Below are 21,690 nucleotides of genomic sequence, written 5' to 3' on the forward strand. Positions count from 1 at the left end.
TGCTTAGCGATAAAAACTAGCGCTTCAAGCTCTTTAATACGTCAAATGGATTGGGTTTATCTTCCGGAACTTCATCAGGAATATCACCAAATACCATATTGTCTGAATCAACACGACAGTCTGACTGATCATGCATCGCAACTTGGGGTAAACCAATGATGAACTCGTCTTCAACCAACTGAATCAGGTCTACTTCACCGTACTCATTCCGATCTACCAAATCGTATGATTCCGGTGCATCTTCACTTTTCTTCCCTAAGTTTGGGGTATAAGTGAAATCCACATCACAACGATGTGGGAAAACCTCATTACAGCGTTGACACTGCAAATCAACTTCGATGCTAGCTTTACCAGAGATAACAACAAGTCGCTGCTCATCAAACCCAAATGACAATGAGACATCAGCGTCACATTTTACGCCTCCGACTGTTTCCTCTAAGCGCTTAAAAAGATCGACTTGAATAATACCATCATAGTCGAGTCGTTTTTGGGCTGCTTTTATCGGATCAACCGTTCGCGGGATTTTTACCTTTTGCATAGGGCGCGAATATTATCTTCCAAATCAAATTTAGTCAAAGAAAAAGGGAAAAAAGTTAGCTTTTTTTCGCCATTCCGATCCACTTACGGTGATCTCCGTAGCATTATCATATATTCTCGCCATAACACCAAAGAATTCATCAAATATCGATATGAGCCATTACCAACTTGTTTTAGCTTCCACCTCAAAATATCGGCGCCAATTGTTGGAGAAAATAGCCATCCCCTTTATCTCTATCGCACCTGATTGTGATGAAACACCATTTGCGGATGAATCCCCCCAAGCGCTGGTTCAACGATTAGCACAACAAAAAGCACAAAGTTGCCCTCAGAAACAACCGAGTCTGATCATTGGTTCAGATCAAGTGTGTGTCGTGCAAGGGCAAATCGTCGGCAAACCATATACTAAAGAACAGGCAGTGCAGCAGTTGATGGCACAATCGGGAAACAAAATCACCTTTTATACAGGGCTCGCTATATATAATAATGTCACTCGGACAACCCAATCGATTGTTGACCAATTCCATGTGCACTTCCGGCAATTAACCCGCAGTCAAATTGAACGTTACATTGAAATAGAACAACCGTTCGACTGTGCTGGTGGTTTCAAAAGCGAGGGATTGGGTATTGCTTTATTTAAACGCTTAGAAGGCGACGATCCAAACGCACTGGTAGGATTGCCCCTGATCAAACTCATCGACTTACTTGAAGCTGAGGGGATGACGGTGCTATGAACGCAACTGTGCCAACACATGCTCAAGCTTCTTCTCCATCGGTGCCACAATCTCCATCATTTCACCACTCGTCGGATGAATAAAACGGATCTGTGCAGCATGTAAAAAGAGTCGATCCAGCCCTAATTTCCCCGTATATGCATCAAAGCGTGGATCACCATAGCGGTCATCCCAAGCAATCGGATGACCTGCATATTGAGTATGTACTCGAATCTGGTGAGTCCGGCCCGTCACTGGACTCGCCTGAATTAATGTCGCCTGAGAAAATACTTCGATAATTTTAAAACGAGTTTCCGAAGCCTTTCCTTGCGGATTCACTCTGACAATACTATTGACTTCATTTTTTAACAGTGGCGCATTTATTTTCCGGCATTTAACATCCCAACTTCCCATCACAAGCGCGTTGTAGTGCTTCTGAACTGACTTGTCCCGAAATTGGGCTTGTAAATGACGAAGGGCAGAACGCTTTTTCGCCACCAAAAGAATTCCGGAAGTATCTCTGTCAATTCGATGAACCAATTCCAGAAAACGGGCCTGTGGTCGAAGTGCCCGCAACGCTTCTATCGCGCCAAATTTTAAACCACTGCCACCATGAACGGCAGTGCCGGAGGGTTTATTGAGTACCAATAGCGCATCATCTTCAAATAAAATACACTCTTCCAATTCCGCTACTTTTCCCAGTTTGGTACTCAATGGTTCTTGCGTCGTGTCACTCTGCGGCAATGTTACAGGCGGAATCCGGATAACATCTCCGGGTTGTAATTTATATTCAGGCTTGATGCGTTTCTTGTTCACACGTACTTCGCCCTTGCGCAGAATGCGATAAACCACACTCTTCGGAATATCTTTCAGTTTATTACGCAGGAAGTTATCAATTCGCTGGCCGGCCATATCTTCATCAATATTGACAAACTGGACTTGTGTTCTGATTTCGCTCATTTGCTTATGGTTTATACAAAATTGTTTATAAGAAAGAAAAAGAAGTTACTGATACAGGCGATCCGCTCACCTAGCGCTTCATCACTGGGCATAAAGTATACAGAGATAGCAATATTGGCTTAAACGCGCGCATCATACTATCTTGATGTTCGATATCATAGTGATAAATATTTTGCTATTCCTGCCTTCTCGTGCCTTAATCTCGGACAAACTATGCCAAAGCAGCCAATTCATAAATCATCTCAGCTTCCGGAGTCCATTTTTTTAGGTTTATTTTTTATAAAGCAGATTGCTGAAATACGTTGCCACTGCTATAGTCCATAGCTGCAATAGACAAACTGGCGATGTTTTAACTCATGACGCCATGTTTCGAGCAATTTTGGGTAGAAACTTACGGTTCTTTGTATGCTGCAAATGGCGTAAGACAGACATAACCGTGACTTCTTATTGTTCTACTCATCGTCATTCATGTTGAGTATCTACCGCACACTGCGGCTCATCACTGGTGAAATAATCAGCGGGTGAGGACTGAAGTGCCTTTTTGAGCGTCCCTTCCAGCCGAGAGGCTGCAAAACAAGCCATGGGATCAGGCACCGTGAAGACGAAATGCAAGCAATAAGAACAACAAATAATCAAAACAAAAGAAATACAACGAGATTTTTAAATGAAAAGAATGTTAATTAACGCAACTCAAAAAGAAGAGTTGCGTGTCGCGCTGGTCGACGGTCAGCGACTTTTCGATCTGGATATAGAAAGTCCTGGATACGAATCAAAGAAAGCCAATATTTACAAAGGAAAAATCACCAGAGTTGAGCCTAGTCTGGAAGCAGCATTTGTTGATTATGGTGCTGAAAGACACGGTTTCCTTCCTCTCAAAGAAGTTGCGAAAGAATATTTCCCAGCCGGATACACGTATCAAGGACGTCCAAGCATTAAGGAAGTTCTGAACGAAGGCCAGGAAGTGATCGTTCAAATTGAGAAAGAAGAACGCGGTAGTAAAGGTGCTGCACTCACAACATTTGTCTCTCTGGCCGGTAGTTATTTGGTTCTGATGCCGAATAATCCTCGTGCCGGTGGCATTTCCCGTCGTATCGAAGGTACAGAGAGAACGGAGCTGAAAGAAGCCCTCAGTACACTTGAACTTCCCCAGGGTATGGGGCTGATTGTCCGCACCGCTGGTGTGGGTAAAAGTGCTGAAGAGTTAGAATGGGATTTAAACGTTCTGCTCACTCACTGGAGTGCGATCAAACAGGCTTCCGACTCTATCCCTGCACCGTTTCTGATTCACCAGGAAAGTAATGTTATTGCACGCGCAATTCGCGATTATCTACGTCGTGACATTGGCGAGATCCTGATCGATAGCAATACGATTTACGAACGTGCACTAGAACATATTCGCCTTGTTCGTCCCGATTTTGTCAATCGGGTCAAAAAGTACGAAGGCGAAGTTCCGCTATTCAGTCACTATCAAATCGAAAGCCAAATCGAGTCAGCATTCCAGCGAGAGGTACGATTACCTTCCGGTGGCTCGATAGTGATCGACCCGACAGAAGCACTCACTTCTATCGATATCAACTCTGCTCGTGCAACCAAGGGTGGTGATATCGAAGAAACGGCACTGAATACCAATCTGGAAGCAGCCGAAGAAATCGCCCGCCAACTTCGTTTACGAGATTTAGGTGGCCTTGTGGTCATCGACTTTATCGATATGACGCCCGTTCGTCATCAACGTGAAGTTGAAAACAAACTCCGAGAAGCGGTTCGTGTTGACCGTGCCCGGGTTCAGATTGGCCGTATTTCCAGATTTGGCTTACTTGAAATGTCCCGGCAACGTCTGAGTCCTTCTCTGGCAGAGGCAAGTCATCATATTTGTCCGCGCTGTTCTGGAACAGGAGTTGTTCGTGATAACGAATCTTTGGCGCTGTCTGTACTGCGACTTATCGAAGAAGAAGCTCTGAAAGATAATACGTCACAGGTCCTTGCTGTTGTACCTGTTCCGATTGCATCTTATTTACTGAATGAAAAACGCCGCTCGATCAATCACATTGAGCGGATTCAAGATGTCAAAATCACTATCGTGCCGAACTCTGATATGGAAACCCCTCACTTTGAGGTCATCCGAGTCAGAGAGGGCGAAGAACAGGAAATGCTGTCTTACCTCGTGCCTAAACGTTTGGAAAGCATTCGTGAGGTTGAAGGTAAGGATGTTGTCGAAACTGAAACGAAACAGCGACGTATCGAAGAGCCGGTATTAAAAGGGTTTGCTGCACCGACAACCTCAGCACCTCAACCGAAAGCACCACAAGAGCCGCAAGCTCAGGCCGCACAGAAAACTGAATCGAAAGAGCCTGCACAGCCAGGGCTGTTCAGTCGATTGATGAAAGGCTTGGCGAGTCTGTTCTCTGGTTCTGAACCGACCCAACCAGAAAAATCAGCGGCCGACACCGAAACATCAGAACAGGAACAGCGCTCAGAGAATAGAAAACCTCGCCGTTCTCGTGAGCGCAACAATGAGCAACGCCGACGCCCGCGTCAGCAAGTTCAGGATAGCAACAAGCCAAAATCAGATAAAGCGCCGGACTCAGCAGAAGTAAAACAACAACCTTCTGATGAGAAGAAACCGGCGAAGTCCCAATCTCGCAAACCAAAGCAGCAGGATAAGCGTGGAAATCAAGATAAAAATTCTGCTACGAAGTTAGCCGAAGAAGGACAAAAGATTGCTCAGGATGCACAATCTGAAGCGAAAAAAGACCCACGGGATATACAAGAGAAAGAAGAGAAAGCCGTGGTCGCGAAAGAGCGTCGTCAACGCCGGAAACTAACCAAACAGATTCGTCTTCAGTCTCAATCGGCTGACGAAACTGTGGCAAGTGATGAGCGCGTGTCTGAACATAATGTGATCAATCAAGAAGTGCCTCCTGTAACAGTGATGGATGAACAATCATCACCATCACCTGTACAGTCATCACAGGAAGAGATGCAACAGAATCAGTCCTCGAATCGTAATGATACGAATGAAAATGCAGATAGCGAAGAGCCGAAACAGCGTCGGAGTCGCCGTTCACCTCGCCATTTACGTGCAAACGGCCAACGTCGTCGCAGAGGAAGAGAACGCAGACCAAACCCATTCCGCTTACGGAAAGGAGGCGTTGCGTCTCCAGAAATTGCAATGGGTAAAGTGATGCCAAGCTACGGTTTAGTGAAGAAATCCGCACCTCAAGCCATCCAGTCCGAGCAATCACCGACTCAGACAGAAGCTCAGGAACAACTCAGCGGTGTTGCATTCCCTGAAATGGCAATGGGTAAAGTGATTATTCGTTCAGCGACTGCATCTACAACTCCGGAGATTGCAACGTCAGAGAATACACCGAAAGTGACACCGGATATCACCGCTCCTGAAACCGTTGATGTAGTGACTCAAGAAACTGACCAACCTTCAAGTGAAAACGATAAGGTTGTCGCGGTAGAAATCACGAGTGATCAACAGCCATCCCCTGTGCCAGTCGAAGCGGAAATCACTAATGAGGTAACCGCTGAACCAGCAGAACAGCAAGTGGCTCAAGACAGTCCTCGTGAAATACCAGAACCAACTCAGGAAAGCGAGCAACCTGTACAGCTAGCACCAGAAAGCGTCATAGCGGTGAAAGGCCATGCATTTTCGCCAATGACAAAAGCTCCCGGAAGTGGTGAACTGGTACAAGTGCTTCTTGAAGCTGCGCCTTTGCGAGAGCAACGCTATCCACTAAAAGGCGCTGGTAGTCATGCTGCAACCAATCATGCAAGTTCAGCAATGGCAAAACCACTACAGCTATCCTGAATAATTTTTGCGTAAATTTTAGTCTTCAAAGAGCTGCTAAATGCAGCTCTTTTTTTATGAGATAACTAAAGTAAAGACCGAAGTAAATACCGTGATAATAGACCGAGAAACCTATCAGTAATAGGACATCCAGTAATAGGATATAGACCAATCACCAACATACCGAACAGTTGACCTTAATCACACTTTTCTGTAGCATTCGCCAACTTATGCCCAAGTAAAGCCCAGACAGGAATATCTTTCAGTCATGAGGGCGCTTGCGGTCCATGAACCCGAAATACTTAGTTCATATTGCTTGGTTAGAATACTTAGATCAAACCTATAGAGCTATATCGGTTTTTGCTCAGCCACTAACAGAAAACAATCATACTCATGCTTGAATTCCCAAATCAATCAACATATTCAATTAAAAACGATGTCCTTTCCGGACTGACCGTCGCACTGGCACTGGTCCCTGAGGCTGTTGCTTTTGCCTTTGTTGCAGGTGTTGACCCGATGGTCGGTCTTTATGCCGCATTCATTGTCGGTCTAATTACTGCTATTTTTGGCGGCCGCCCAGGGATGATTTCAGGTGCTACTGGAGCAATGGCTGTCGTGATGGTTAGTCTGGTCTCCGAACACGGCATCTCTTATCTGTTTGCCGCTATTCTATTGGCAGGTATTCTTCAAATCAGTGCAGGTTTATTCAAACTCGGAAAATTTATCCGAATTGTGCCCCACCCGGTCATGATCGGTTTTGTCAACGGGCTTGCTATTGTCATCTTCCTTGCCCAGTTAGGGCAGTTCAAAGTGCCATCTCTGAATGGCGTGATGACTTGGCTACCCTATGATCAAATGTTACTCATGTTAGGACTGGTCGCTTTAACCATGGCGATTATCTTTTTCCTGCCGAAGCTAACGACTGCAATTCCCTCCTCTCTGGCTGCCATCATTGTGGTCACTTTGCTAGTTCAGGGGTTGGGGTTAGAAACCCGTACTGTAGTTGATTTTCTACGTACCATGTCAGGGAATGATACGGCCACGCTTGCCGGTACTCTCCCTTCATTCTCAGTACCAGATGTGCCTTTTACATTCGAAACTCTGAAAATCATTCTGCCCTATTCTGTCATCTTAGCGGCCGTCGGATTAATTGAGTCTTTGCTGACACTGACCGTACTTGATGAAATGACCAATAGCCGTGGTCAGTCAAACCGCGAATGTATGGGACAAGGGCTTGCAAACATCACCTGTTCATTCTTTGGTGCAATGGGCGGCTGTGCAATGATTGGTCAATCGATGATTAACGTAAACTCCGGTGGCAGAGGACGTCTGTCCGGTATCGTTGCTGCGGTGATGTTACTGTGCTTTATTTTATTTACGTCAGCACTCATTGAGATGATTCCATTAGCCGCGCTGGTCGGTGTCATGTTTATGGTGGTGATCGGAACATTTGAATGGGCAACCTTTAAACTTGCCAGAAAAGTACCCAAGAAAGATTTCTTCGTGATTGTGCTCGTAACTATTGTCACCGTATTTACCGATTTAGCGATTGCCGTTGCCGTGGGTGTGATTACATCTGCACTGATGTTTGCATGGGATCATGCAAAACATATTTATGCAACCAGCCATGCAAACGAAGACGGTTCCAAAGAGTATAAGATCCATGGCCCTATTTTCTTTGGCTCTGTGGCGAATTTTCTGGAGCTGTTTGATGCTCACCGAGATCCAAAGCACGTGATCGTTGACTTTGCTCAATCACGCGTGACCGATCACTCGGCAATTGATGCGATTGAAACACTTGCGGAGCGTTACGCTGCTGTTGGCAAAACCCTTCACTTACGTCACCTGAGTCAGGATTGTCGTAAACTGCTTCATAAAGCTAGTAGTTTGATAGAAACGAATGTGAAGGAAGATCCAACTTACAAAGTTGCAACCGACGTGCTCGCCGGATAAGAAGCCACACGTCTAAATACTGACAACCATTAAACAGCCGTCGTTTCATGACAGAAATGACGGCTTTTTTTATCTATCAGAAACAAACACCGGGCCTTTATTCTCTCGGATAAGCACCGTTCAACTTGCGGTGAGGCTAACTAAATCAATATCTGTGACTCTCTCGCTTAACTTGATGGGCGATTACTTTCAACTTCAGTGATTTTGACGCACACCCGATACTTGTGTTCGATGTCGAAAGCTAAAAAATACCGGATGACCTGAATGCCGATCGCATCAGGAATAAATCTTGTGCATAAAAAATGCCCCAACCAAAGGCTGGGGCATCTTCATATTTTATGCAGAATGAATGCAATTAAGCTTCAGATTTCTCTTTTTTAGCTGACCGTTTTTTTGGTGCTTCAGCAGCCGCTTCTTGATCCGCTTTTTTCTTGATAACAGTTGTCCCTTCAACAGTCTCACCTTCAACATAAGCACGACCATAGTAAGAAGACAGTAACACCTCTTTCAACTCACTGATTAGCGGATAACGAGGGTTTGCACCGGTACACTGGTCATCAAATGCCTGCACAGACAATTCATCAAGTTTAGCAAGGAAGTCAGCTTCATTGACACCTGCTGCCTGAATAGACAGTGGGATATCCAGATTATGCTTCAGCTCTTCCAACCAACCCAATAAACGCTCAATTTTCTGCGCTGTACGGTCACCCGGTTGAGAAAGCTCCAAGTGATCAGCAATCTCAGCATAACGACGACGAGCCTGAGGACGGTCATATTGAGAGAATGCAGTTTGTTTAGTTGGGTTATCATTCGCGTTGTAACGCACAACGTTGGCAATTAATAGCGCATTCGCTAAACCGTGAGGCACATGGAACTCAGCACCGATTTTATGCGCCATTGAGTGACATACACCCAAGAAGGCATTGGCAAATGCAATCCCAGCGATAGTTGCTGCGTTATGCACTTTCTCACGAGCAATCGGATCATTTGCACCATTGGCATAGCTGGATGGCAGATACTCTTTCAACATTTTCAGCGCCTGTAGTGCCTGACCATCTGAATATTCGTTAGCCAGTACAGAAACATAAGCTTCTAATGCGTGAGTCACTGCATCATAACCACCAAACGCAGTCAGAGACTTCGGCATGTTCATCACCAGGTTTGCATCAATGATGGCCATATTTGGCGTCAGTTCGTAGTCAGCCAGTGGGTATTTCGCACCGGTTTTATCATCGGTAACGACCGCAAATGGTGTAACTTCAGAACCTGTACCAGAGGTTGTAGTAATACAAACCAGTTCAGCTTTCTGACCCATTTTAGGGAATTTATAGATACGTTTACGAATATCCATAAAGCGCATTGCCAACTCTTCGAAATGCGTTTCAGGATGCTCATACATCACCCACATGATTTTCGCAGCATCCATTGGAGAACCACCACCAAGTGCCAGAATCACATCAGGCTGATAGCTCGCCATTTGTGCAGCACCTTTTTCCACAACAGACAGTGTCGGATCGGCTTCGACATCAAAGAACGTCTGAACTTCCATGCCTTGAGCTTTCAATAGACTCACAACATCGTCAGCATAGCCATTGTTGAACAAGAAGCGGTCTGTTACCAAGAATGCACGTTTTTTACCTTCAAGGTCGCCCAGTGCGATAGGCAGGCTACCACGACGGAAGTAGATAGACTTCGGTAATTTATGCCACAACATGTTTTCAGCTCGCTTAGCAACAATTTTCTTGTTGATCAAATGTTTAGGACCGACGTTTTCTGAGATAGAGTTACCGCCCCAAGAACCACAACCCAGTGTCAGAGACGGTGCAACATTAAAGTTGTACAGGTCACCGATACCACCGTGGGTGGTTGGGATGTTGACCAGAATACGTGCAGTTTTCAACCGGTCACCGAAGTAACGGATCCGATCTTTGTTCACATCCTGATTGGTATACAAACCAGATGTATGACCGATACCACCGATTTCTACCATTTTCACCGCTTGGTCTACCGCGTTTTCAAAAGAACTGGCACGGAACATACCCAATGTTGGCGATAATTTTTCATGAGCGAACTCATCATCGTAAGAAACTTCACCAATGCCTTCACCAACAAGGATCTTGGTATCAGCCGGAACACTCACACCAGCCATTTCAGCAATAGCTGTTGCTGGCTGACCCACGATTTTAGCATTCAGAGCACCATCGATAAGCAACACTTTACGAACTTTATCTGCATCAGATTTGCTCAGTACATGAGCTTTGTGTGTTGCAAAACGTTCTTTGACTTCATCATAAACTTCATCCATAACGATGACCGCTTGCTCAGAAGCACACACAACACCGTTATCAAATGTTTTTGACATCAGGACAGAAGCGACGGCACGCTTGATATCAGCAGTTTCATCAATCACAACAGGTACGTTACCGGCACCAACACCGATGGCTGGTTTACCAGAAGAGTAAGCGGCCTTAACCATGCCCGGTCCACCCGTTGCAAGAATCAGGGCAATCCCTTCATGCTTCATCAGTGCATTCGATAGCTCAACAGAAGGTTGATCAATCCAGCCGATAATGTCTTTTGGTGCACCCGCAGCAACAGCGGCTTCAAGCACAAGCTTGGCAGCATCATTGGTTGAATTCTTCGCACGTGGGTGTGGAGAGAAGATAATACCATTACGTGTTTTCAGAGAGATCAGAGATTTGAAGATCGCAGTTGAAGTTGGGTTCGTTGTTGGGACGATACCACAGATAATGCCGACTGGTTCTGCAATCGTCATGGTGCCCATGTTTTCGTCTTCTTCCAATACACCACAAGTTTTCTCATCTTTGTACTTGTTATAAATGTACTCTGATGCAAAGTGGTTTTTGATCACTTTGTCTTCGACAATCCCCATGCCAGACTCTTCTACCGCTTGTTGTGCCAGAGGAATACGGGCTTGGTTTGCTGCCAGTGATGCCGCGCGGAAAATTTTATCTACCTGCTCCTGAGAGTAAGTAGCAAACTCTGCTTGTGCAGCTTGCACACGAGCAACAAGAGCATTAAGTTCCGCCATATTTGTTACAGGCATAGTGAATCTCCTAAAATTAAAAAAATGTTAAAAACTTTTTATTAAGACTGTCACCCGGTCTAAACGGCCAAAATCCAGTTTTTCTTCAGAAACAAGCTTAGTAAATAGCTTTCATCTCTGAGTATAATCTTTCAGTATTTGAAAACATTGACCCAGATCAGTTCTAAAAAACAATTCCTTCACTTGTCGAAATATTACCCGAAAAACACATAACCATATGAATTTTAATATAAAATAAATAAAGAGACCGGTTTCATAAAGAAATATCATCAAGACATAAAATAAAAAAACTACAATTTTATGTAATAAATTTTCATGGCAAAACAACATAGAAAGACCTAATCCGTTGTTTTCGTGCTACTAGTCATTATATAAGCCATGGATGAGAACACCATTTTTAAACTATCTTTTTTACAATATCCCTACATATAAGCCACAAACCAGTCAGCACATCTGAACTCTTAATCTGAGTTGAACCAATACAAAAGGTTCCATTTCGATAATTTCTCGTCCCCACCGCAAAAATTATCGAAAAGATGACATCTTATTCATATCACTGGATAATCGTTCATCGGATGCTAAATTAACGAGTGGTGTCATATATTGCAGGGTTGTCAACAGACTGAACTGATTCGCAGATAGATCGGTCATCAAAGCGGCCATTACGGATTACAGACATGACCGCTAAACAGCCACACCTCAACAGACAAGACATATAGTGCAGAACTACAATAGGAAGGCTATGACTGAATCGTCGATAAAAACAAATCTTTATGTCATTATTTTCGGGACACATACACGGGCAGGCAAAGTGTTTGACCTCTGTCTGATTGCGACAATTGTGAGTTCCTTATTGGTTTTGATTCTGGAGTCAATTCCGGAAATCAATGCGCAATGGCACCAACAACTCCGTTACTTTGAGTACGGTTTCACTTTGCTATTCACCGTGGAATACCTCGTCCGGCTCTATTGCTCTCCTCATCCCAAAGCCTATGCGAAAAGTTTTTACGGGATTGTCGATTTGCTCGCTATCCTACCCACTTACCTCTCATTACTCTTTCCTACCATTTCATTTATGGCAGTGGTCCGACTGATTCGAGTGATGAGAATTTTCAGAATTCTCAAGCTGGTTCGTTATCTACAAGATTCCAATATTCTGATGCGTTCGCTCCTCATGGCCCGTCGGAAAATTTTCATCTTCTTCAGTTCCGTTTTAATACTGGTGACGATTTTCGGGGTGCTGATTTATGTAATTGAGGGGCCGGAACATGGATTCTCAAGTATTCCGAAATGTATCTATTGGGCTATCGTCACAATTACAACAGTCGGATATGGTGATCTGGTGCCTCAGACGCCGCTTGGTCAGGGACTCGCTTCACTCACCATGCTATTGGGTTACTCAATTATCGCCGTTCCGACAGGCATTATTACCGCAGAACTGAGTAAAGAAATGAATATTCATCGCCAATTGGTCAAATGCCCGAACTGCTCTCGAACCGGGCATGATAGTGACGCGCTTTTTTGTAAACACTGCAGCAGCCAGTTAGCCGACCCGGATAAACGTGTTGTTTCAGGAAAGACACCATAGTTGTTCAGAGAAAAAGATTGCTCAGATAAAAAAGATTATTCCGATAAAAAAAGAGTGCACAACGTGCACTCTTTCTCAATATGACAACAAGACGTAATGATGATTATGTCTCTATTTTTCGTTCAGAATGATGCGTAAGGTACGACGCAATGGTTCTGCTGCGCCCCACAGTAGCTGGTCACCAACCGTAAATGCATTGAGGAAGTCATCCCCCATCGACATTTTACGTAAACGCCCCACAGGAACAGATAACGTCCCTGTCACTTTGGTCGGCGTCAGTTCCTGAACAGTGATATCGCGATCATTTGGAATCACTTTTACCCAATCATTATGAGAGGCGATAATCTCTTCGATTTCGTCCATTGGCACGTTTTGCTTTAATTTAATCGTCAGCGCCTGCGAATGGCAACGCATTGCACCGATACGCACACAAGTGCCGTCAATCGGGATCGGAGAACCTTGCAGATTGAGAATTTTGTTTGCTTCAGCGCCGGCTTTCCATTCTTCTTTACTCTGTCCGTTGTCACGTTTTACATCAATCCATGGGATCAATGACCCAGCCAGCGGAGCACCGAAGTTATCACGCGGGAAGGAGCTTGAACGCATCGTTTCTACAACCTTACGGTCAATATCAAGAATAGAACTGGCAGGATTAGCCAGCTCAGAGCTGACACAATCGTTAATCACGCCCATCTGAGAAATCAGCTCACGCATATTCTGCGCCCCGGCACCGGATGCAGCCTGATACGTCATGGCACTCATCCACTCAACCAGACCTTTCTCAAACAGTCCGCCTAAGCCCATCAGCATCAGGCTCACGGTACAGTTTCCACCGACGTAGGTCTTGGTTCCGGCATGAATGGACTGCTGGATCTGTTTCAAATTGACCGGATCAAGCGTAATGATAGAATCTTCAGCCATCCGTAATGTCGATGCTGCATCAATCCAGTAACCCTTCCAACCGGCATTTCTGAGCTGAGGATAAACTTTTTCGGTATATCCACCGCCCTGACATGTAATGATGGCATCCAACTGTTTTAAGCTTTCAACATCATAAGCATCCTGCAGTAACCCGGCATCTTTCCCGAAATCAGGAGCCGCGATACCAACTTGTGAAGTGCTGTAAAATACAGGTTCGATATGATTAAAGTCACCTTCTTCAACCATCCGCTGCATCAGTACAGAACCGACCATACCACGCCACCCGACTAAACCTACTCTCATTGCACAAACTCTCCATGTGTTTCTGATTCAAATCTAATCCAACATCTATAAGCGGTTCAGAAAAAAATCTCAAGTTCAATTTGGAATTACCCATAAGTTTTTCAACTTAATTACCAGAGACAGCACCGCTTTCTTCGTATAAAAAAATCAATAATATCAGATAAATAAAACAAAACAGCACCCAAACCAAGGTGCTTCAGTATTTTTTAAGTGAGTGTATCAACGATTATTTTTTGTCAGTTGATCACGTAAGTTAGGCGGTGTGCCTTTGATAGTCAGCGTATCCGATTCAGGATCATAAAAGACCCGCTCACCCAGTAACAAACTATCGAAGCTCAGATTTAACCCACCACCGGAACCTACATATTTTGTCAGCTTGCGCACTGTTGACCGATCAGCCGGAAAACTCTCTTCCAGCTCATAACCGTGACTTTGGGCGTAATCCCATAAAGTCGTTCCATTGGTATCATCCGGCAACTCTTTCGATAAATCCTTCAACTGGACTTCATCGCCTGATTTAATCTGTTCATTACAGTAGTCGTAGACCTGCTTTTTGTAAGTAATTGTTTCATCTTTTTCAAACTGCGCATCACTACAAAAATCTTCCACGGCTTGCATCAATACTAAATTTTGCTGTTTTGAATCCAGCCCAACATCAGCCTGCAGAAAGTCGAGAAAAAAGTCAGCAACTTTGCGCCCGACCCGCCCCTTAATATAAGTCAGGTAACGATTAGAATCCGGGTCTGATTGGTAAAGCGATAGATCGATACGGGCAGCGATATCCATTTGTCGGATATCCAGATAATCCGTCGCACTGATATCCAATCCTTCCGTAATTTTCAGGCTCTGCTTCATGGGTAAGAGCCCAATGAATAGGTATTGTGTCGCCAGTGACTGATACTCAGCCATCACGAGAATTCCTTCGTCAGCAAAAGGATACTTCATCAGTTCATCTTTAAGTTTTCTGACACTGGACTGTGAGAAATCATAAAAATTTAAGCTTCCACTTTTAAGCTCACGCAACCAGCTTTGAAACTCACTATCTGATTGAAAACAGCCAAACCCTTTGGAAGGCTTTGCACTAAAAACACGGTGCAATTCAGCCACCAGATTTTGCGTTGAAGCATTGTTTTCTAAAGACTGAGAGCGATAGTTGACAACCAGTTCATCCGATTCATTTTTCAGTAACTGGTGTAGTATTACATTGGAGAGATCAAGACTCATAGCGAATTTATCATCGTTGTGGTTTCAGTTGACAGGTATAGTAGGTTATCATAAGCCGTTTTTACTATCATCGTTAGAGTCTATATGCCCATTACATCAAAATATAGTGATCAACAAATTGAAACGATCCTGACTGAAATTGCTGCCGTTTTTGATAAACATGATGCGTCTCCGGATCTGGTTCTGATGATCGCCGGAAATATCGCAACCAATGTCTTGAATCAAAACGTTGCAGAGATCCAAAGAAAAGCCATTGCTGAGAAATTCGCTCAAGCGTTGATATCTTCAATCGACAGTACGATTCACTAACAAAGAACGGATAAAACGAAAAGAACATGGTAGAGAGTGAAAACACCTACGGAGAGCGGGTATCCCGCTTAGTTGGCTGGGGACACTGGTTTGCGTTTTTTAACATTATCGCAGCCATGCTGATCGGTACACGTTACATATCTCAGTCCCCATGGCCAGAAACATTGTTGGGGCAATTTTATTTGGCTGTTTCATGGGTCGGGCATTTTGGCTTTCTCGTTTTTGCGCTCTACCTGTTGGTGCTGTTTCCACTGACATTCCTTGTCCCCTCGCGCAAGTTATTCAGATTTCTTGCTGTTTGTTTTGCAACGATCGGACTCACCGTCCTGCTAATCGACACGCAGTTGTATTTCAAACTCAATCTCCATCTAACCCCTGTAGTCTGGGAAGTGCTTTTCAGCGATAATTCCCAAACGACAACCAACGACCTTCAACACCTGTTCGTGTTGTTACCACTGATTTTTGCCATGGAGATCGGTTTATCCGAATGGGTATGGAGAAAACAGAGACGCTTGTCGCATAAGCACATTGGCCGGCCGCTGGCGACGATTTTCTTTATCAGTTTTATTACCAGCCACCTGATCTATGTTTGGTCTGATGCCTCTTTGTATACACCGGTCACCAGCCAAAAATCGAATTTCCCATTGTCTTATCCGATGACAGCAAAATCGTTTATGGAAAGACACGGGCTGTTTAACCGGGACGATTATCTCAAGCGTCTGCATGAGAAACAGACTCACAAAACTGTACTGGTGAACTATCCGTTAGAGCCAATCAAATTTGACCGCCGGATTAACCCACTCAATATTCTGGTTGTAAGTGTCAATAACTTGCGTGCCGATATGCTCAACAGCAAATACATGCCGCTGGCGACAACATTCGCCAAAGAGAGTCTGAACTTCAGCAATCATTACAGTTCCAGTAATGACATGTTCGGTATTTTCGGACTATTTTATGGCCTGCCCAGCAGCTATGCATCGAGTATAAAGGTCCAAGGCACACTGCCGGTTCTGCTCGATACACTCGAAGAGCAGAAATATCATTTCGGTCTCTTCAGCGGTAATAACTTCAGCGATCCGCTCTATGCAGAAACTGTGTTCAGAGGGCTACCGTTAAACCACACCTCATTTACCAAAGACGCCAGCCGAGATGAACAAACCATTGACGCGTGGTCAAAATGGGTCACCAATCAGTCAGGCCGTTGGTTCAGCTATTTAGAGCTGACCACAGTGCAAGAGTTTGATGCACCGGACAATTCATTCGGTAAATCGACACAAGATAAACTCAAAAATAATTATGAACTGTCGGTTGAAGCGGCAGACCATGAGCTGGGACAACTGATTAAGAAAGCCTATGAGATGGGATTAATGGACTCAACGATTGTGGTCATTACCTCCAATCACGGCACTGAGTTTAATGAGACCAACACTAATAGTTGGGGCTCGAATACCAACTACAGTCAGTATCAGCTTAAAGTGCCGATGATTATCCATTGGCCGGGCAAAGTGGCGGCCGAATATCCCCAGCGCACCAGTCACCTCGATTTTTCAGTGACACTGTTACAAGATTTACTCGGTGTTTCTTCAAATCCGAATGACTACAGTAGTGGTCAAAACTTGTTTGATGAAAACAAAAGACGTTGGATTTTAGCCGGAGATGCCCGGGAATTGGCTCTAGTGACCAATAAGCAAACAACAGTGATTGATAAGTTTGGTAATTTCAAAGTCTTTGATAACAATTACCATCGATTGCCGGATACCAATCCGACACTGCCGGTTCTGATGCAAGGGTTAACTGAACTGAAACGGTTCTACAGCAAAGACAATTAAATCAAGCTATTGCTTGACTCGTTTTATGAAAGGCGGTAGATTACATGCCATCGGACTGTAGCGCAGCTTGGTAGCGCACCGTCATGGGGTGTCGGGGGTCGGAGGTTCAAATCCTCTCAGTCCGACCATACACCTAAAGGGAAGTTTTCTTATGAAGACTTCCCTTTTTTCATTCAGTTAAGCATACGAAAACTCGCCTTCACTGATAAAATTTTAATCAAAGTCGCATAATACTGATAAAAATCAATTTGAAGACTTTACAAGCAAAGTAATCATGGTTATGATTTTTGCACTTAATGGAGAGATGGCTGAGTGGTTGAAAGCACCGGTCTTGAAAACCGGCGATGGTTAATAGCTATCCTAGGGTTCAAATCCCTATCTCTCCGCCACATTCAAGAAAACCGCTGTTTTTTTACAGTGGTTTTTTTCGTTTTAGAAGTGCAAACCTATCTTAAAAGAGCTGCCCCGCAGTCAAATGTCACCTAATACATATAGGTGAGACATGTGTACCTACTGTGTACCTACCTCAGCAGCTAAGCTCTCACGCCTGAACAGCAAAAGATTCAGGAGTTAGAAGTCAGAATTAATCGATTAGAAAGAGAAAAAGCCACCGCTCTCTTAATGTCGGACGAACTCGAACGTTCTCGTTAATTAACCACTACACTCCACGCGACTCGTTCCGCTGCATAAAAATTACTAAAATTGTCCTTATCCGGGAATATATCACCTATAATGAATAGGTATACCTTCACATAACCGTACGTCGCATGATATTTGCGACAAAAAGTCGTGGCAATTAAAGGGAACTGTAAAACTTTTGATATAACAGCAAGAAGTCATACTGGCTCTTAATTGCTAGTTATATTAGAAGGTTAAGTTGGGTTCCCTACTATTCTAAGGCGACACTTAGTAACTAACCGTAAACTACGCACAATTTACTCTAGTTGATTAAGCGCTTCCTACCTCATTTAATTTTACATAGGTCTAATTCCTTGCCTATAGTCTAGTCGGAGGGCATTCTCATGCTCCCAAGTAACAATTCTTCAGGAAATCCCTGGGGCGGAGGAAAACAAGATCCTCCACATTTAAATAATATTCTTCATTACTTCAAGAAAATTCTTATAGGTCGCGGGCCTTCAAGATTTTTTACTCCATTTATTATTTTATTTTTAGCCCTCATTTTATGGTCAGCATTTTATACCGTTCCAAGTGATTCTGTCGCTGTCATACAACGCTTTGGCAAATATGTACATAAAGTTCCTGCGGGGCTTCACGTCAAGATGCCACTTGGTATTGATACGATAAAAATAGTGCCGGTTAAACGACAACTAAAACAAGAGTTTGGTTTTACCACGCCAGGGGCTAATGACCCTCATCAAAGTCCAAGAGTCAACGATCGTCGTCAAGAGACACAAATGGTCACTGGCGATTTAAATGCCGCTCTTGTGGAGTGGGTAGTTCAATATCGAATTTCTGAACCCACTAATTTTTTGTTCGAAGTCCGAGAACCCAGTGAAACGCTTCGATATGTTTCTGAATCCGTAATGCGTGAAGTCGTTGGGGATAGAACTGTAGATGAAGTGATCACGATAGGTCGACAAGAAATTGAATATGAAGCACTTTCAAAAATGCAGGTGCTCTCAACGAAATATGCCTTAGGGATTAGTATTGACCAAGTGCAATTGAAAAACATCAACCCTCCGCAACTTGTTCAGGCATCGTTTAACGAAGTGAACCAAGCTCAACAGGAAAAAGAAAAATTAATTAATGAAGCTCGTCGAGATTACAACAAAGTGATTCCTCTAGCTTTAGGGGAAAAAGACCAAAGGATCAGAGAGGCTGATGGTTACCGTCTAAAACGGGTTAACGAGGCTGAAGGAGATACAGCTCGCTTCAATGAACTATTGTTCGAATACGTTAAAGCACCGGAAGTGACTAAACGAAGAATCTATCTCGAAACCATGCAAGCTGTATTACCGAATATTCGTGCCAAAATTATCATTGATGAGCGAGCAAGCAATATTTTACCTTTGCTCAATATCAACAAGACACAAGGAGATGCACAATGAAACCGAATAAAATAGGGATCATAATCGCATTAGTTTTAGGTGTCTCTCTTAGTATATACAACGCACTTTACACGGTGAGTGAAGTGCAACAGGTCATTATTACTCAGTTTGGGAAACCAATAGGAGAACCGGTTGTAGATGCTGGATTGAAAATAAAAATACCATTCATTCAAGAAATTAACACTATAGACAAACGAGTGTTGGAGTGGGATGGCAACCCTTCCGATATGCCAACAAAAGATAAGTTGTACATTTCGGTTGATTTATTCGCTCGGTGGCGAATAACCGACCCACTTCAATACTTTTTACGAATCAAAGATGAACGCAGTGCACAATCTCGTCTTGACGATATATTGGGGAGTGAGACGCGAAATGCGGTGGCAAAACATGAACTAATCGAAATAATTCGTACAAATAAAAATCGAAAACCGTTACGAGATTCCTTATTAAGTGATACTGAAGGAGAACTGAAAATTGGTACCCTTGTTCCCATCCAAAAAGGTCGTCAATTAGTCGAACAAGAAATATTTTCTGCCGCGGCAGAAAAAATAAAAATATTTGGTATTGAATTGCTCGATATTCGCTTCAAACGTATTAATTACAATGAAAGTGTTCGTCCTAAAATTTACGAGCGAATGATTAGTGAACGTCGACAAATTGCGGAACGTTTTTTATCCGAAGGAAATGGGGAAGCAGCGAGGATTCGTGGTGACCGAATCAGAGATTTGAATAAAATCCAGTCTGAAGCCTATCGTGAAGTCGAAGAGATTCGCGGGCAAGCCGATGCCAAGGCCGCCGAAATTTATTCGTTAGCTTACAATAAAAACCCTCAAGCGAGGCACCTTTATGAGTTCACACGAACGATGCAAGCTTACTCAACTATCATCTCAGAAAATACAACGCTTGTTTTATCTACTAACAGTGATTTATTCAAGTTTCTCAATGGCATTGAAGGTAACTTAATACCTATTGTTGAAAAACAAAATGAGTAAAAAAGCCCAAATAGCATCAACTTATCCGACTCGACTACCAAAAGAGTACATTGATTGGGTTGCTAGACCGATAAACCGTTTTATACATATTGAATCAGCAGCGGGCATTGTACTATTTGTTTCAGCAGTACTTGCTGTTTTACTTGCCAACTCAGGTTTAAGTGAGGAGATTGCTCATTTTTGGCAAATTCCGGTAGGGATTACTTTCGGTGATTTAGTATTTGAGCGTTCTTTACACAAATGGATAAATGATGCTGGAATGACTTTGTTTTTCTTTCTCATTGCCTTAGAACTTAAGCGTGAGTTAGTGCTTGGTGAACTTCGTAATCCCAAATTAGCAGTACTTTCCATTGCTGCTGCTCTTGGTGGGATGTTATTACCTCCTCTTTTCTATTTGTTTATCCAATTTGGTGAGTCAGGGCATCATGGTTGGGGTACTGTGATGGCAACGGACACCGCATTTGTGATCGGGTGTCTGGCGCTCTTAGGGCGAAGTATTCCAAGTAGCTTGCGCATATTCATGCTATCAATGGCCGTAGTGGATGACATTGGATCGATCTTTGTTGTTGCTATTGGCTATGGCAATGACATTGACTGGAGGCCCGTTGTTTATGCATTGATAGGCTTTATTGTTATTCGAGGCATGAGCTTCTTGGGAGTTCGCAGTATTGTACTCTTTTCTCTTGTTGGGGGAGTGATATGGTTGTCGATCGATATGTCTGGCATACATCCGACAATTACTGGTGTGATTCTAGGCATATTAACACCAACAAATAAGTGGGTGAGCAAGCAACACCTCTCCACTATTGTGAACTCGATAGTGGCATCTTCTCCTATGAAACAGTGGAGCGGAGATAAGGTTGAAGGAGAGACTTTAAGGACTGCTGCTACAGCGGCTCGTGAAACGCTTTCACCGGTCGAACGCTTAGAAATGTTACTCCATCCTTGGGTCGGATTTGTCATCTTACCATTATTCGCCTTTGCTAATGCTGGGGTTTCACTGACCACTACGAATGCAACTTCTTCAATTACTCTTGCTGTCTTTTTGGGGTTTGTTTTTGGCAAGCCGATAGGTATTGTGCTGTTCAGTTGGATTGCAGTAAGACTTCGGGTAGCCATACTTCCAAAAAATATGAATTGGGGAATGATTTTAGGGGGCGGGATGTTGGCCGGTATTGGTTTTACGATGGCATTGTTTATTTCAGAATTAGCTTATAGTCCTGACCAAATTCTTGCTGCAAAACTTGGAATTTTCTCAGCTTCCATTTTTTCAGCTTTACTTGGCCTCATTTTTTTACGGTATTTCTCTGTGAGAGAAATGACCTGCTCCCCCTAATCTAGTCCAGTCTATATTCATCCAACCAAGGAGATGATGAACATAGAAACGTGTAAATTGGACTAAATAAAGAAGGAAGAAGCAGCTCACTTA

The 21,690-nt window shown here is 43.7% G+C and carries 14 protein-coding genes and 2 tRNA genes; 11 read left to right on the top strand and 5 right to left on the bottom strand.

What is annotated here, in order from left to right; genetic code table 11:
• Positions 1 to 16: 16 nt before the first annotated feature.
• On the bottom strand, positions 17 to 538 hold the full coding sequence (gene yceD, locus VRK_RS09610) for a 23S rRNA accumulation protein YceD (protein WP_059121154.1): 522 nt from the start codon (positions 536 to 538) through the stop codon (positions 17 to 19).
• A 151-nt stretch (positions 539 to 689) separates the two neighbouring features.
• Here yceD and VRK_RS09615 point away from each other — a divergent pair, with 151 nt between their 5' ends.
• Positions 690 to 1,271: a Maf family protein gene (locus VRK_RS09615; protein ID WP_059121155.1), complete on the top strand. Its 582-nt coding sequence runs from the start codon at positions 690 to 692 to the stop codon at positions 1,269 to 1,271.
• On the opposite strand, the gene rluC is transcribed toward VRK_RS09615, so the two are convergent.
• A complete protein-coding gene (gene rluC / locus VRK_RS09620; protein WP_059121156.1) occupies positions 1,266 to 2,210 on the bottom strand; it encodes a 23S rRNA pseudouridine(955/2504/2580) synthase RluC in 945 nt (314 codons plus the stop codon). The genes VRK_RS09615 and rluC overlap by 6 nt on opposite strands.
• Positions 2,211 to 2,874: 664 nt before the next feature.
• Here rluC and rne point away from each other — a divergent pair.
• Together rne and VRK_RS09630 are read left to right on the top strand one after the other, a co-directional pair.
• Complete coding sequence (gene rne / locus VRK_RS09625; protein ID WP_157371892.1) at positions 2,875 to 6,027, top strand: ribonuclease E; 3,153 nt, start codon at positions 2,875 to 2,877, stop codon at positions 6,025 to 6,027.
• 372 nt (positions 6,028 to 6,399) lie between these two features.
• On the top strand, positions 6,400 to 7,959 hold the full coding sequence (locus VRK_RS09630) for a SulP family inorganic anion transporter (protein ID WP_059121158.1): 1,560 nt from the start codon (positions 6,400 to 6,402) through the stop codon (positions 7,957 to 7,959).
• 355 nt (positions 7,960 to 8,314) lie between these two features.
• Here VRK_RS09630 and adhE read toward each other — a convergent pair whose 3' ends face one another.
• A complete protein-coding gene (adhE, locus tag VRK_RS09635) occupies positions 8,315 to 11,026 on the bottom strand; it encodes a bifunctional acetaldehyde-CoA/alcohol dehydrogenase (RefSeq protein WP_059121159.1) in 2,712 nt (903 codons plus the stop codon).
• 742 nt (positions 11,027 to 11,768) lie between these two features.
• Between adhE and VRK_RS09645 the strand changes: the two genes are divergently transcribed.
• Positions 11,769 to 12,614, top strand: coding sequence for an ion transporter (locus VRK_RS09645; RefSeq protein WP_059121161.1), 846 nt, complete (start codon positions 11,769 to 11,771; stop codon positions 12,612 to 12,614).
• A 111-nt stretch (positions 12,615 to 12,725) separates the two neighbouring features.
• Here VRK_RS09645 and asd read toward each other — a convergent pair whose 3' ends face one another.
• Positions 12,726 to 13,838, bottom strand: coding sequence for an aspartate-semialdehyde dehydrogenase (gene asd, locus VRK_RS09650; protein ID WP_059121162.1), 1,113 nt, complete (start codon positions 13,836 to 13,838; stop codon positions 12,726 to 12,728).
• A 219-nt stretch (positions 13,839 to 14,057) separates the two neighbouring features.
• Complete coding sequence (gene yejK / locus VRK_RS09655; protein ID WP_059121163.1) at positions 14,058 to 15,062, bottom strand: nucleoid-associated protein YejK; 1,005 nt, start codon at positions 15,060 to 15,062, stop codon at positions 14,058 to 14,060.
• Between the two features lie 84 nt (positions 15,063 to 15,146).
• Here yejK and VRK_RS09660 point away from each other — a divergent pair, with 84 nt between their 5' ends.
• From VRK_RS09660 to nhaA, 7 genes are all read left to right on the top strand, one after another.
• Positions 15,147 to 15,371 (top strand): YejL family protein, encoded by a 225-nt coding sequence (locus VRK_RS09660; protein ID WP_059121164.1) that lies wholly within the window; start codon positions 15,147 to 15,149, stop codon positions 15,369 to 15,371.
• 26 nt (positions 15,372 to 15,397) lie between these two features.
• The gene (locus VRK_RS09665; protein WP_059121165.1) at positions 15,398 to 17,200 is read left to right on the top strand and encodes a DUF3413 domain-containing protein; all 1,803 of its coding nucleotides are present in this window, start codon (positions 15,398 to 15,400) and stop codon (positions 17,198 to 17,200) included.
• A gap of 51 nt (positions 17,201 to 17,251) precedes the next feature.
• Positions 17,252 to 17,328, top strand: a tRNA-Pro gene (locus VRK_RS09670).
• Positions 17,329 to 17,498: 170 nt separating this feature from the next.
• A tRNA-Ser gene (locus VRK_RS09675) sits at positions 17,499 to 17,589 on the top strand.
• A gap of 633 nt (positions 17,590 to 18,222) precedes the next feature.
• The gene (hflK, locus tag VRK_RS09680; RefSeq protein WP_059121166.1) at positions 18,223 to 19,269 is read left to right on the top strand and encodes an FtsH protease activity modulator HflK; all 1,047 of its coding nucleotides are present in this window, start codon (positions 18,223 to 18,225) and stop codon (positions 19,267 to 19,269) included.
• Complete coding sequence (hflC, locus tag VRK_RS09685; protein WP_059121167.1) at positions 19,266 to 20,261, top strand: protease modulator HflC; 996 nt, start codon at positions 19,266 to 19,268, stop codon at positions 20,259 to 20,261. Before hflK ends, hflC begins: the two co-directional genes overlap by 4 nt.
• Positions 20,254 to 21,597 (top strand): Na+/H+ antiporter NhaA, encoded by a 1,344-nt coding sequence (gene nhaA / locus VRK_RS09690; protein ID WP_059121168.1) that lies wholly within the window; start codon positions 20,254 to 20,256, stop codon positions 21,595 to 21,597. The genes hflC and nhaA overlap by 8 nt, the downstream gene beginning before the upstream one ends.
• Positions 21,598 to 21,690 lie beyond the last annotated feature (93 nt).

It is taken from the genome of Vibrio sp. MEBiC08052, from assembly GCF_001506075.1.
Lineage (GTDB): Bacteria > Pseudomonadota > Gammaproteobacteria > Enterobacterales > Vibrionaceae > Vibrio.